The organism is Streptomyces sp. NPDC006296 (assembly GCF_040613235.1).
GTDB lineage: Bacteria > Actinomycetota > Actinomycetes > Streptomycetales > Streptomycetaceae > Streptomyces.
Map to the genome: position 1 here is coordinate 1 of NZ_JBEXRT010000051.1, position 13471 is coordinate 13471.

Genomic DNA, 13471 nt, shown 5'->3' on the forward strand with positions numbered 1-13471 from the left:
ACCCCAAGCCGTTCATCTGGACCAAGACCGCCGACGACATCCTCGACACCCTCGCCGCATACTGCACACGAATTAACGACTCAGGACACTAGGAAACGCTCTTCCCAATACGTGTCGTATAGGCGCCGGTCAGTCGGCGCCGCGCCCGCGACCGCGGCGTGGAACACATCAGGACGAAGCAGCACGGCGCCGGCAGCAAGATAGCCACTGAACGACCAGCCCCGGATGCCCACTCGTTCCAAGTCCATGGCGTCGCACCGTTGAGCCGCAGCGTGCAGCCCGTCGATCTGGTCGTCCAGAACAGGTGCGAGCCGATCACCAAGAATGGCTCGCTGCCACCGCACCCCGCGCCCGGGGGTACCGCGCCCGTCCGTCGCCAGCACGGCAAACCCTTGCTCGGCATACCACTGGCACACCGCCGTGTACCAACCGTGGGCCTTTGTCACGACTTGCATGCCGGGCCCGGCGTACGGGCTGAGCAGAACCGGGAGCTTGGCCACACCCGGCTCGTACCAGGAGGGAAGATGCAGTCGACTGCGCAACTGCCGCTTCCCCAACGTCAGGTGGACTGGCCGGGGCGTGACCAGCGGCTGTTCCACCAGGACCGCGATACAGCCGACCTGCTTTCCGTCCCGCAGCACCGTCACCGTGTGCCCGTCCAGAGTTCTGCTGTCCAGCACGAGTGTGTCGCCTCCGGCGGTGGCTGTGTGCACCCCCGGAGTCTGCGTCAGCCGCTCAAAGCCATACCCAGCCTCATACGACCAGACATGCACTTCTGTCGGCTCTTCGCTCGCGGCGAATAACACCTTTTCACCCACCGACCCCAGGACGGCGCGCACCTGGAGCCCGGCTGGAGCGAAGACACCGCCTATCCGGATCGTGCGCTCATCACCGCGGACCTGAGGCAGCACCAGCACTCCCGATGCGGTGTGCAGCGGAGCACCCGGCGGAAACTCGACCCAGCCCTGATCGGTCTGCTGGGACAGTTGCTCGACGGAACCGTTCACGGGGTTGACCCGCAGAACCCACATCGTGCGCTGGTCGCGAGTCTGAAGACTGATCACCGGGCCACTACTCTGCCAGTCAGCACTGACGACGTACTCGAACGCGAGGCCCCAACTGTTGGCCGGAGCGTCCTTCGCAGGAGCCTGACGCGGCAATCGAACCGGCGTGTGCCGGCCAGCGACCGTCACCAGGTGCAACGAAGTGATCGCGTTGGCCGTACCTGCCGCTGGATAGCGAATCGACCGGGGCGATTGGCCAGGATCCGACGGATCGCTGAGATAGCGGCGCTCCACCACGGAGGTATCCACTCGGGCAACGAGCAGCGCATCGCTGCCCGGAGACCACCAGTAGCCGCGTGACCTGCCGATGGAGGCGACAGCACTGTAATCGGCCAGTCCGTAGGTGGTCTCCGCGGTCTCGGGCTCGGCGAGCGGCCGGTCTCCTGCCCCGTCCGTACCGACCACGCGAAGGGCGCCTCCAGTGACGTAGGCGATCAGGGTGCCGTCCGGGGAGGGGCGGGGATCTCTCACCGGGCCGACGGTCTGGATGCGACGTGGCAGGCTGCCGTCCGTACGCACGGTCCAGAGCGAGCCGTCGACGGTGTATGCCACCACCCGAACATGACGGTCGGTCGCGTAGGCCTGCACTCCGGCCGAGCTCACGCGGGTCGGTTCGGGACGGATGCGCTCTGCTTCCATGGCCTTCTCCTCACCCCCCGGCTGCTGCTGGATCGGCGAGGATCCGCTCCTCACCGCTCTCGTACATCCACAGCTGGACGCGCGGAACGACACCAGATTCGGAGCGGAGAAACAACACACGGTCACCGTCAGGGGAGACGGTGAACTCGCGTGGAACTCCGAGCGAGAAGCGGCGTGTCCGGGCGAACTGGCGGGGGAATCCTTCGGTATCCATGATCTTCGCAATCTCCGTAAGGGCTTCGCAGCCTGCGATACCGCAACGCAGGCGAGGTCCCCAGAACTTGGGGACAAAAAAAGGCTCCAGGTCGGAGACCTGGAGCCTGCAGCACGTGTTGTGACGGGGATCGGATGACTTCCCCATCAGCCCTCGTTCAGCGATGACGTCAGCCGAGCAAGAGCCGGGGAGCATTCTAACATTCACGATGCCGGTGGGACCAGGGAGACGTTTGCGACGGCTCGCAGGGCCACCGTCGTGTCGATCACGGGGATCCTTGAGCCCCGTTGAGACACACGGCGCTCATCCACACTTTCATTGAGTCGCGTCGTGCAGCGCGTCCTGTGAGACAGCTGGGATTCTGAGACATGCGAACTATTGATAAGGGCGGCACCATCGAGTCGGACGACGGCGAGAGCCCCCGGCAGGGCGCCCGCCGCGAGACGGCGGAGGAGATCGGACTCGACCTGCCGCCGGGACGGCTCCTCGCGGTGGACTGGACGCGCGGCGAGGCACGGCCGCCGATCGTGGCCTACGTCTACGACGGCGGGGTGCTGGCGCCGGAGCAGTTCGACGCGATCCGGATCCAGGAGGACGAACTCCTCTCCTGGCGGCTGGTGGACCGCGCCGACCTCGACGGCCACCTGCTCGGCAGGCTCCGGCTGCGCATCGGCGCGGCACTGGAGGTGCTGGACTCCGGCGCGGGCACGGCCGAGCTGGAGGACGGCGTACGGGTCCCGGACCAGGAGCACTGACTCCGGCCCTGCCGCCCGTCGGCCCGGCCGGTCCGGGAGCGGTCCGCGGGTGATCGCCGGGGACGAGCCTGCCGCGGATGGTGGCGGGGCAGACGCCGCGGGTGCCTCCGGCAGCCGGTGACCCGGCCGGGGCCGGTATGCGCCGGGGCCGGCGCGTGCGGGTGGTCACGGGGCCGGCGGGCGGCGGTGGCCGCGTCGGCCGGTCCGGCGGGCGGCGGTGTCCGCGTCGGCCGGTCCGGCGGCTCAGCCGGAGGCTCGGGTCACGCGGAGCCCTCGCCCTCCAGCCCGGCCCGGATACGGCGGGACGGGCTGAAGGCGTACAGGTCCAGGATCTCCGGCGGGTCCGCGAGCCCGGGCCCGCCCTCCCCCGCCCAGGTGGCGATGTCGGCGACGGCCTGCGGGTCGTTGACCAGCCCGAGCCAGACGGGCCGGCCACCGGCGCGACGGCCCTCGGCCGAGGGCTGCACGACGATGACGTTGCCGTGCTCGCAGGCGTCCAGGCACTCCACGGCCCGCACCGTGGCGGCCCCGTCGAGGGAGCCGCGCAGCTGCGCGAGCTGCCCGGCGTGGTCCACGCCGGGGATCTTCGGGGTGCCGCAGCAGCAGCCCCGGCAGACGCTCACGGTGGGCCGGGACGGCCCCGTTCCGGCTGCCTTGCGGGGGCGGCGGCTCATACGGGTGCACTCCCGGGGACGGCGTGGCTGGTCACCCCAGGACTGTACCGAGCCGCTCGTCCGCAGGTCCGATGGGGTATCGTTGACGGCTGCGAAGGGGAGTAGCCCCGCAAACCGGTCGTCGACACACTGGAGCCCCCGGGTTCCCGGTGGCCGGGCTCGTGGATCATCACGGGCGGGCGAGACCTTCGGTCAGGTATGACACGCCCGCGCCCTGCGGGCGCTGCCGTCATGCCGGGCCGAGTGGTCCTCCGAAAAGCCCGAGTGGCACTTCGCGGAAGGCCCCGGGGCCCGGCTCGTACAGAAAGCCACCCGGAATGCATCTCGACCTCCTGGCGATCCTCACCGCCTTCGGACTGATCTTCCTCGCGGAGCTCCCCGACAAGACGATGTTCGCCTCGCTGGCCATGGGCACCCGCATGCGGCCGCTCTACGTGTGGTTCGGCACCTCGTCGGCGTTCATCGTGCACGTCGCCATCGCGGTCGGGGCGGGTGGTCTGATCAGCCTGCTGCCCGACTGGATCGTCAAGCTCGTCTCGGCCGCCCTCTTCGCGTTCGGCGCGTTCATGCTGCTCCGCAGTGGTGGGGGTGACGAGGAGGAGGACGAGGAGATCAAGACGGTCACCGGGTTCTGGCCGGTGTACTCGACCGCCTTCATGGCGGTGTTCATCAGCGAGTGGGGCGACCTGACCCAGATCACCACCGCGAACCTGGCCGCGAGCAACGGTGCGTGGTCCACGGCCATCGGATCGGCGATCGCCCTGATGTCGGTGTCCGCACTGGCGCTGCTCGCGGGCCGGTTCATCGCCAAGCGGGTGCCGCTGCGGACCGTGCAGCGCATCGGCGGGCTGTGCATGCTCGGTCTGGCGATCTGGTCGGTCGTCGAGATCTTCACCAGCTGACCGTGCGGGCCGGGGCCCTGCGGGGCCCCGGCCCGGTGAACTCCCCGGCCCCAGCTCGCCGCGGGTCGAGGGGCCGGCGCCGCACCGGGTCGAGATGCGGCCGCGGCCGGGCCGGTGCGTGTGTGCGGGGCGCCGGGGCGGGCGGAGCTGCCCGGCCCGACCGCCGTCCTCAGAAGAGGGCCGGCACCTCGCCCTCCTCGCCCCGTTCGAAGGCGAGCAGCCGCTGCTTGCGGTCGAGCCCGCCGCCGTATCCCGTGAGGCTCCCCGAGGCCCCGATGACGCGGTGGCAGGGAACGATGATCCCGATGGGGTTCCTGCCGTTGGCGAGACCGACCGCCCGGGAGGCGCCCGGTTTGCCGAGGTTCTCGGCGAGTTCGCCGTAGGAGCGGGTCTCACCGTACGGAATCCGCACGAGTTCGGCCCAGACGCTCCGCTGGAACGGGGTGCCGGCCAGGTCGAGCGGCAGGTCGAACTCCGTCCGCTCCCCCGCGAAGTAGGCGTTCAGCTGCCGGACCGTCTCGGTGAAGGGCCGCGGATCGGGTGCGCCGAAGGTCTCCTCGGGCGGCCGGTGCCGCTGCCCCGTCATGTACAGACCGGACAGCACGCCGTCGGTCGCGACCAGGGTGAGCGCGCCGTACGGGCTGTCGACGACCGTGTGCTGCCGGTGCGTCGTGGATGTGGTGGTCATGGTCCGTCCTCACGCCCTCAGGCGGGCAGATGGTTGATGGGGTGGTCGTCGACGGTCCACAGGTACTGCACGGCGTACGCCCGCCAGGGGCGCCATCGTGCGGCACGTGCGGTGAGGGCCGCGGGGGTCGCCGGGAGGCCGAGCCGTCCGGCCGCCTTGCGGATCCCGAGGTCGGTGGGGAGGAAGGCGTCCGGGTCACCGAGGCCGCGCATGGCGATGGACTCGACGGTCCAGGGGCCGAAGCCGGGCAGTGCGGACAGCTCCGCGCGGGCCCTGTCCCAGTCGGTGCCCTCCCCCAGCCGCAGGGAGCCGTCCGCGAGCGCGGCCACCAGCGTGGTGAGTGTGGTGCGCCGGCTGCGTGGGAGGGCGAGGGTCTCCGGATCGAGTCCGGCCAGGGCCGAGGGCGGCGGGAAGAGGTGGGTCAGGCCGCCTTCGGGGTCCTCGACGGGGATTCCGTGGGCCCGGACCAGCCGGGCCGCGTGGGTGCGGGCGGCGGCCGTGGAGACCTGCTGCCCGAGCACCGCCCGCACGGCGAACTCCTCCGGGTCGACCGTGCGGGGCACCCGGCGCCCCGGGGAGGCGTCGACCAGCGGGGCGAGCAGCGGGTCCGCTCGCAGCTGGTCGTCCACGGCGACCGGGTCGGCGTCCAGGTCGAGCAGTCTGCGGCAGCGGCTGATGGCCTGGGTGAGGTCGCGTGGGTCGGTCAGGGACAGCCGGCACTCGATGTGGCCGGACCGCGGGGTGAGGGCGACGATGCCGTGACCGTGCGGCAGGGCGAGGGTGCGGCGGTAGGCGCCGTCACGCCACTCCTCCACGCCGGGGACCGCGGTCGCGGCGAGGTGCCCGAAGAGGTTTCCGGGGGTGAGCGGGGCACGGTGCGGCAGCCGCAGGACGATGACCCCGGGGGTCACCGCGGTCCGGCGTCCGCGTGCCGCACGGGTGCGCAGCTCGCCCGGGGCGAGGGCGAAGACCTCCCGCACGGTCTCGTTGAACGTGCGGATCGAGGAGAACCCGGCGGCGAAGGCGACCTCGGCCAGCGGCAGCCCCGTGGTCTCGATGAGGACCCGGGCGGTCTGGGCGCGCTGGGACCTGGCGAGCGCGAGCGGCCCCGCGCCGAGCTCGGCGAGGAGCTGGCGCTCGACCTGCCGGGCGGAGTAGCCGAGCCGGGCGGCCAGCCCCGGCACCCCCTCGCGGTCGACGACACCGTCCTGGATCAGTCGCACGGCCCGGGCGACGGAGTCGGCGCGCGCGTTCCACTCCGGTGAGCCCGGGCTGGTGTCGGGCCGGCACCGCTTGCAGGCGCGGAATCCCGCCTGCTGGCAGGCGGCGGCACTGGGGTAGAAGGTCATGTTCCGTGCCTTCGGTGCCATGACCGGGCAGCTGGGACGGCAGTAGATCCCTGTGGTCAGGACCGCGGTGAAGAACCAGCCGTCGAAGCGGGCGTCCTTCGAACGGACGGCCCGCACGCAGCGCTCGGTGTCGTGGTGCATGCTCCAAGCATCGGGCACCGGGGACCGGAGAGCTGGCGGAAATCCGACATGGGCCTCGGGCGGGATTCCGACACCCGTGCGACCGGCCCCTGCGGGACGGACGCGCGCAGGAGCGCACCGCCCCGCAGGGAGAGCACCCGCTGGCAGCGTCCTTGGCCCAGGGCCACGGGGATCGTCGTGGTCCGAGATACTGCCGCGTGGTGACCGCGCAGCCGCGCGCCCCGACCGTGCGACGGGCCCGAGCGCCCCACGGGGTCGGTGGCAGCGCCGTCGCCGGGTGCGGAGTTCCGGCAGTGCTCCTCGACATCGTCCGAGACGGTCTCCCATCGGCGTCTTCGGCGAGGACCTGCTCGCGCCCCGGCCCGAGACCGCCTTTCCCCGTCCGCCACCGGCCGGGCGTCAGCCGGAGGGGCCGGGGTGGTGGAGCGCGCGCCAGTCCCGGGGGGAGAGGCCGTAGGCGCGTGTGAACGCCTTACTGAAGTGGGTCGCGTCCGTGAAGCCCCAGCTCCGGCCTATCGCCGCGATGGTCCGCTGCCGCCCGGCCGGACCGGCCAGTTCACGCCTGCACGCGGCCAGGCGGCGCGTGCGGATCCAGTCGCCGAGGCTGATTCCCGAACGGGACAGCACGGTGTAGAGGTGCCGCACGGAGATGTCGTGTGCGGCGGCGATCCGCGCCGCCGACAGGTCGGGGTCGGACAGGTGCTCGCGCAGGTACTGCGTGATCCGCAGGGCGAGCGTCGCGTGCAACGGAGCAGCGGTCAGCCCGGAGTTGCCGTGCTGGGTCGTCAGCACCGCACGGAGGAGCTCGATGCTGGGCTCCACGACGTGGTCGCCGTGCGTTCCCCCGTGCAGGTCCTCGTTCACGGCCAGTTGGGAGAAGTACGTGAAGGCCAGGCTCGCGAGGGGGTTGCCGGAGCCCAGGGTGACCGCGCCGGTGTCCCGCAGCAGCCGGTCGGGGAGCGCGAGTGCCGCCCGGGGGAACCGCAGGAAGTGGTGGTCGACGCCCTCGTCGAAGAGCAGGGTGTACGGGGAGATCGATTCGTAGACGGCCAGCTCTCCCGGTCTCAGCACGCATTCGCGGCCGTTCTGCACCACCATGCTGCTGCCCGAGACCTGGAGGCCGAGGAAGACGGTCGGCTCCTCGTCCACCCGGGCCAGCCGGGCGGTCCGGCGGACGGTCACCGAGGAGGCCCGCGCGGCGCAGAACCTGAGCGGCCCGACGGCACCGAGCCCGATGCGGACGGAGATGTCCTCGGCCGCGGGCCGGTGGTCGATGTCGACGGCGACCAGGGATTCCCACACCGCGTGCCGGACCACTTCCTCCCGGTCTCCCGGCGCCACGAACGCGGTGTCCAGGACCGGACTCATGAGGCGGACCTCCGTCCGGCACGCTCACGGCCCGGCGCCCCCTCGGCAGCCCGTCCCGCCACAAGCCCCCCTCGACACGCACGGTTCCGGCCGTCAGTCTGCCCGGGGGCGGGCTCCGCGCGCAATGCACGCCGGGCGGGCGCGCCCCCTCCCGCCCGGCACGCGGACGGACGGCAAGCCGTGCACACCTGGCCACGTCCCGTGCACGCATGGCCAAGTCGGGCGCCCGTGGTGACCCTAGGGTTCAGGAGCGGGGCCGGAAGCAGGGGGATCCGTCGGCTCCCCTGTCCGGCCGCGCCCGACAGGGGACCGCGGCCGACCGGAGGCCGACTGCCCGGTCCGCACCGGGCCGCTCCGTTGCGCCGCGCCGCACCGGGCACCCGGTGGCTCCGGCACGCAGACGCGTCCGGCGCCGCGGTGGGGGGCGCCCTCGTCTCCGCCCGACGTCACGGGCGGCACCGGGCGACGAGCACGCGTGTGGACCGGCCCGGCGGGGCGTTCGCACGCGTACGGGCCCCGTCCTCCCTCCGTCACCGGGGAACGGAGGGAGGGCGGGGCTCACCCCGGCCGGCCGGTCGCCGCGCCGGGCTCCAGGGCGTACAGCCGCGGCAGGTTGACCACGATCGCCTCCTGGGTGCTGCGCGCGATGACGACCACCGCCTCCTCGGTGGGGTCGGGGTTCTCCTCACGGTGCGGGACGAACGGCGGGACGAAGATGTAGTCGCCCGGTGAGGTGCGCAGCCGCACCTCCTCGGGTGCGTCCCCGGAGTCGTCGACGAAGACGAACTCGGGGTGCCCGCTCACCACGTGGATGGCGGTCTCGGACTCGCCGTGGTGGTGGTCGGAGGACGCGGTGGCGGGTGCCACGTGGGTCTGGCCCATCCACAGCTTCTCGGAACCGACGGTCTTCCCGCTCACGGCGCTGAACCGGCGCATACCGCCGGTCTGCGCCGTGTCCCCGTCCAGCGCGTCCGCGCGGATGTGGTGCAGACGGGTGCGCAGGGGGGCCGCGGCGCGGCCCGGCTTCTCGTGGAGATGGGGGTGGAAGCCCTCTCCCGGGGTGGTCAACGGCTCGCTCATGGCAGGGACGCTAGGGCGGCGGCAAAAAGGATGTCAAGAGGTGTCCTTTCCGCTTCACCTGCGGCAACGTTCCCGCAACGCAGGGGGTGGGCAGTGCGGCGGAAGGGCTTCGCCCGCGGCCCTGCGCACGGGCATGATGGGGGCATGCATATCTCCGCGAAGGCGGACTACGCCACGCGCGCCCTGCTGGAGCTCGCGAGTGATCCCGGCCGTCCGCTCTCCTGCGAAGCCATCGCCTCCGCGCAGGAGATCCCCTTCAGATTCCTGAAATCCGTGGTGGGCGAGCTCCGCAGGGCCGGCCTGGTGCGCAGTCGGCGCGGCTGCGAGGGCGGGTACTGGCTGGGCAGACCGGCCGAAGAGATCGCCCTGCTGGACGTCGTGCGCGCCGTCGACGGCGAACTGCTCACGCTGCGCGGCGAGTCACTGACCGGGCTCGGCTACCCGGGCCCGGCGGCCGGTCTGCCCGGGGTGTGGCGGCAGGTCGAGTCGGAGGCCGCCGCGGTGCTCGGCGCGCTCACGCTGGCCGCGCTGCTGCCCGCCGGTGCGTCTGAGGAGCCGTCCGCGATCGGTGCCGTGTGACCGGCGTCCCGGAAGCCCTGCCGCTGGAGGTGGTGGAGTACACCGACCCGATGTGCCCGTGGTCCTGGGGCTCGGAGCCCGCCTTCCGCAGGCTGCGGACCGCGCTGGAGGGCCGGGCCCGCTGGCGGCGCGCGTACGCGGTCCTCTTCGACGACGAGGAGGACGACCCGGCACCCGACCCCGCGGCCGAGACCGCGCACTACGCGGGCTACGTCGAGAGGATCGCCGGGCACACCCGTGCACCCCGGGCGGCCCGGCTGAGCCGGGTCGCGGTCAGCTCCTGGCCGTCCTCGCTGGTCGCCGTGGCGGCCGAGCTCCAGGGGCAGGACGTGGCCGAACGGGTGCTGCGGCGGCTGCGGGAGACCGTCTTCGTGCAGGGCGAACCGGCGGACACCACGGAGGGCGCGATGGCCGCCGCGCACGGCGTGCCGGGGCTCGACCCGGTGCGGCTGAGGGCGGACGCGGCCTCGGCCGGTGTGCGGGAGAGGGTGCGGTCCGACCGGGCCGAGGCCCGGCGCCCGGTCCCCGAGGTCCTGTCGGAGCAGAGCGGGTCGCCGCACCCGGGTACGGCCAGGGAGACCCCGGACGGCGGATTCCGCTACGCCCTGCCGACGCTGGTGCTGCGTACCGCGTCGGCCCGTCGGACGGTCCCCGGCTGGCGGACGTACGCGGTCTGCGCGGCGGCCGTCCAGGAGCTGTGCCCCGGACTCCTGGACCCCGCGGCGCCGCTCTCCCCGTCCGAGGCGCTGGAGCGCCAGGGGAGCCTGACCGAGCCGGAGCGTCATCTGCTGGCGGACGGGGTGTGGCCCCCTCCGGGCGCGGTCCGGCTGGAGACGGCGAACGGCCCGCTGTGGCTGCACCCTGACGAGGCGTCGGTTCATCCGGCCCTGCGTTCCGGGCCTCCCCCGTCGCCCTGAGCTGCGGTTGAGCACCGTCCCGCCCAATGAGACACCTATAGGTGTCCATTGACAGGCGCGGACGGCTGCCCCGAGGATATGGACATGCTCTCGACGCACCCCGGTGTGGTGTGCCGCTACGTGGACCTGCGGCGCACTTCCAGCGCACTCTGTCGCTGACCGACCGCCGCTCCCGTTCCACAGGCGCCCGCTGACCTCGGTCGGCGGCACCGGCCGCAGGCCGGCCGACCGCCGCCTGTCCTCACGTCGGCGCTCCGCCCTCCGTCGCTCTTTTCCCGCCGCATCCCGTACGGCGCCGTGCGTGTCACGGCACTCCGCCCGGGACCGCTGCCGCGCGGCCGCACGCCCCCGTACCGACGACGCACGCCGTGCCCGCGGCGACGGTCGGGCGCGAGCCTGCGCGCCGCCCCTCCTCGCTCCCCCGCTCCCTCCTGCCCTTTTCCGGGGCCGGGGCCCACCAGAGAGAACACGATGCCCGCACGACTCACGTTCCGACACCGACCGGACGTCCGGTCGGACCGACGGCCGGGCGGCCTGCGGGCCGCCGCCCTCGGAACCGTCCTGGCCGCCCTGCTCGTCCCGGCTCTGAGCGCATGCGGCGGCGCCTCGTCGGCGGCCGGCGGCGCCACCCTGAAGTGGGCCTCCTCCTACTTCCCGGGCCACTGGGATCCGGTGGTGTCGGGCAGCGGCGCACAGTTCCGCGAACTCGCGCTCGTCTACGCCTCGTTGACACGCACCGACGAGGAGGGCAAGGCCGTCCCGGACCTCGCCGAGAGCTGGGAGTACAACGAGAAGGGCGACCGGATCACCTTCCACGTACGTCCCGGGCTGAAGTTCAGCGACGGCGAACCGGTCGACGGCGCGGCCGTGAAGGCCGCCGTCGAGCGTGCGCAGAAGCAGAAGAACTCCGCGCTCTTCGGTGACCTGACGTCGATCGGGTCCGTGACGGCCGACGGACTGGATGCCACCCTCGATCTCACCCAGGTCGACCACCAGATACCGCAGTTGCTCGGCGAGCGCGTCCTGCAGATCGCCAGTCCGGAGGCGGCGGCGGACCCGGCGAAGCTGGACCGGACCCCCGTGGGTGCCGGGCCGTTCGTCGTCGACCAGCTGGTCCCGGGCACCAAGGCGGTCCTGCGGAAGAACCCCGACTACTGGGACGCGAAGAACATCCACATCGACCGCGTCGAGCTGGTGTCCGCCCCCGACGCCTCCACCGTCGTCTCGGGCCTCCGGACCGGCGTCTACAACTTCGCCGATCTCGACCCGAGCCAGGCCGACGCCGCCGAGAAGGCGGGGCTGGACGTGTTCTCGCTGCCCGGCTTCAACGCCTCCAACATCAGCCTGAACGTCAACAAGGCGCCCTTCGACGACGGCAGGGTCGTCGACGCGTTCCGCCACGCGATCGACCGCCAGGAGTTCGTCGACAAGCTGACGTTCGGTCACGGGGAGCCGACCGACCAGCCGTTCCCCCCGGGATACGTCGCCTACGACCCCGATTCGGAGAACGCCTACCCCTACGACCCGGCGAGGTCGAGGAAGCTCCTCGCCGCGGCGGGTCACGAGCCGGGCGACATCAAGCTGGACCTGGTCATCCCCGCCGAGGACCCGCAGGCCGAGATCGTCCAGTCCCAGCTGGCCGCCGTGGGCGTCAAGGTCACCATCAAGATCGACAAGAACTGGGCCACCCCCTTCTTCGCCAAGGACCTGACCTTCTCCCTGTACGCGACGACGGGGCGCGACTCCGCGGTGCAGACCCTGACCGCCCACTTCGGCCCCGACGGCCCCTTGAACCTCAGCACTCCCTACGAGCCCGACGGCTTCAAGGAGGCCGTCGCCGAGGTCCGCCGGACGCCCCTGGACGCGCCCGCGTACCCGCAGGTCCTCCGGGCGGCCACGCGTGCGGGCCTGGAGAGCAGGGCGCTGATCTTCACCTTCTCCTCGCCCAACCTCTTCGCCAAGAGCGAGGGCCTGTCCGACCTGCCGAAGAACCCCGCCCACATCGACTGGACCGGCGTGAGGATCGCCGGCGGCTCCTGATCATCCATCCACTCCAGAGAGGGGGGAGCCCCATGACGACCACCACACCGGAGGCCGGTCCCGAGCGCCGCCGCGGGCTCACCGAGGCCACGGCCCGGCACGCGGCGGGGCGGGCGGCAGCCACCCTGGGACGGTCGGTGGCGATCTTCGTACCGGTGTTCCTGGTGGCGACCTTCGTGACGTTCGCCCTGCGGTCCCTGAGCGGGCTCAGCCCGGCGCGGATCCAGCTGGGCGAGGAGGCGACTCCCGAGGCGATCGGGCGCGTCGAGGCCGAATGGGGGCTGGACCAGCCCTTCCTGACCCAGTACGCGAACTGGTTCACCGATGTCCTGCACGGACAGCTCGGCACCAGCTGGGTCAACGGGGCCGACATCTCCACCCTGATCGGCCTCGGTCTGGGGGTGAGCCTCTCGGTCGCGACCTTCGCGCTGCTGATCGGCGTGGTCGCCGGATTCGTCCTCGGCACGGTGGCCGCGCTCCGGCGCACCACCCTCGTCGACCGGGCGATCACCGGATTCGTCACCGTGATCTCGGTGATGCCGGCCTTCGTCGTCGGCATCGTGCTGGTGGCGGTCCTCGCGGTGGGATTCGGCCTGTTCCCCTCGGCCGGGTACGTGCCGGCCGAGCAGGGGGTCGGTCCGTGGCTCGCCCACATCACCCTCCCCGCGCTCGCGCTCAGCTTCGACGTCGTCGCCGACGTCGCCCGTCAGCTGCGCTCCAGCCTCGTCGCGGCCTACGGCGAGAACTACGTGACGGGGGCGGTGGTCCGGGGCCTGAGCCCTCGGCGGATCTTCTTCGGGCACGTCCTGCGCAACGGCCTCGGGCCCGCCCTCGTCACGGTCGGCCAGAAGTTCCCCGCCCTGGTCGGCGCCTCCGTGATCACGGAGTGGATCTTCGGACTCCAGGGCTTCGGCCGGTTCGCCAACGACTCGGCCCAGGCCGGTGACGTGCCCGCCGTGCAGGGCGTCCTCGTGGTCTCGATCGTGCTGGTCGTCTCCTTCAACCTGATCATCAACCTGGTGCTGGCGCGTGTGATGCCGGCGTCACAGAGGGGGGTATGA

The 13471-nt window shown here is 72.2% G+C and carries 12 protein-coding genes; 6 read left to right on the forward strand and 6 right to left on the reverse strand.

From position 1 onward, the window contains the following. Positions 1 to 80 precede the first annotated feature (80 nt). Positions 81 to 1703 carry a prolyl oligopeptidase family serine peptidase gene (locus ABZ172_RS26720; RefSeq protein ID WP_356887299.1) on the reverse strand — a complete coding sequence of 541 codons (1623 nt, stop codon included), beginning with the start codon at positions 1701 to 1703 and terminating at the stop codon, positions 81 to 83. A gap of 582 nt (positions 1704 to 2285) precedes the next feature. On the opposite strand from ABZ172_RS26720, the gene ABZ172_RS26725 reads away from it, so the two are divergent. After that, a complete protein-coding gene (locus ABZ172_RS26725) occupies positions 2286 to 2672 on the forward strand; it encodes an NUDIX hydrolase (protein WP_356887301.1) in 387 nt (128 codons plus the stop codon). 260 nt (positions 2673 to 2932) lie between these two features. Here the strand turns inward: ABZ172_RS26725 and ABZ172_RS26730 are convergent, their stop codons facing one another. Beyond that, entirely contained in the window at positions 2933 to 3346 is a 414-nt protein-coding gene (locus ABZ172_RS26730) for a (2Fe-2S) ferredoxin domain-containing protein (protein ID WP_356887303.1), read from the reverse strand. 317 nt (positions 3347 to 3663) lie between these two features. On the opposite strand from ABZ172_RS26730, the gene ABZ172_RS26735 reads away from it, so the two are divergent. After that, the gene (locus tag ABZ172_RS26735) at positions 3664 to 4248 is read left to right on the forward strand and encodes a TMEM165/GDT1 family protein (protein ID WP_356887305.1); all 585 of its coding nucleotides are present in this window, start codon (positions 3664 to 3666) and stop codon (positions 4246 to 4248) included. 169 nt (positions 4249 to 4417) lie between these two features. Here ABZ172_RS26735 and ABZ172_RS26740 read toward each other — a convergent pair whose 3' ends face one another. The 4 genes from ABZ172_RS26740 to ABZ172_RS26755 form a co-directional block, all read right to left on the reverse strand. Continuing rightward, complete coding sequence (locus ABZ172_RS26740) at positions 4418 to 4936, reverse strand: methylated-DNA--[protein]-cysteine S-methyltransferase (protein ID WP_356887307.1); 519 nt, start codon at positions 4934 to 4936, stop codon at positions 4418 to 4420. A gap of 17 nt (positions 4937 to 4953) precedes the next feature. After that, positions 4954 to 6426 carry an AlkA N-terminal domain-containing protein gene (locus ABZ172_RS26745; RefSeq protein WP_356887309.1) on the reverse strand — a complete coding sequence of 491 codons (1473 nt, stop codon included), beginning with the start codon at positions 6424 to 6426 and terminating at the stop codon, positions 4954 to 4956. A 399-nt stretch (positions 6427 to 6825) separates the two neighbouring features. Continuing rightward, entirely contained in the window at positions 6826 to 7794 is a 969-nt protein-coding gene (locus tag ABZ172_RS26750; RefSeq protein WP_356887311.1) for a helix-turn-helix domain-containing protein, read from the reverse strand. A gap of 558 nt (positions 7795 to 8352) precedes the next feature. Then, complete coding sequence (locus ABZ172_RS26755; RefSeq protein ID WP_356887313.1) at positions 8353 to 8874, reverse strand: cupin domain-containing protein; 522 nt, start codon at positions 8872 to 8874, stop codon at positions 8353 to 8355. 144 nt (positions 8875 to 9018) lie between these two features. On the opposite strand from ABZ172_RS26755, the gene ABZ172_RS26760 reads away from it, so the two are divergent. From ABZ172_RS26760 to ABZ172_RS26775, 4 genes are all read left to right on the forward strand, one after another. Continuing rightward, a complete protein-coding gene (locus tag ABZ172_RS26760) occupies positions 9019 to 9453 on the forward strand; it encodes an Rrf2 family transcriptional regulator (protein ID WP_356887315.1) in 435 nt (144 codons plus the stop codon). A gap of 50 nt (positions 9454 to 9503) precedes the next feature. Continuing rightward, on the forward strand, positions 9504 to 10370 hold the full coding sequence (locus ABZ172_RS26765) for a DsbA family protein (protein WP_356887371.1): 867 nt from the start codon (positions 9504 to 9506) through the stop codon (positions 10368 to 10370). Between the two features lie 471 nt (positions 10371 to 10841). Beyond that, on the forward strand, positions 10842 to 12410 hold the full coding sequence (locus ABZ172_RS26770) for an ABC transporter substrate-binding protein (protein ID WP_356887317.1): 1569 nt from the start codon (positions 10842 to 10844) through the stop codon (positions 12408 to 12410). 32 nt (positions 12411 to 12442) lie between these two features. Further along, complete coding sequence (locus ABZ172_RS26775; protein WP_356887319.1) at positions 12443 to 13471, forward strand: ABC transporter permease; 1029 nt, start codon at positions 12443 to 12445, stop codon at positions 13469 to 13471.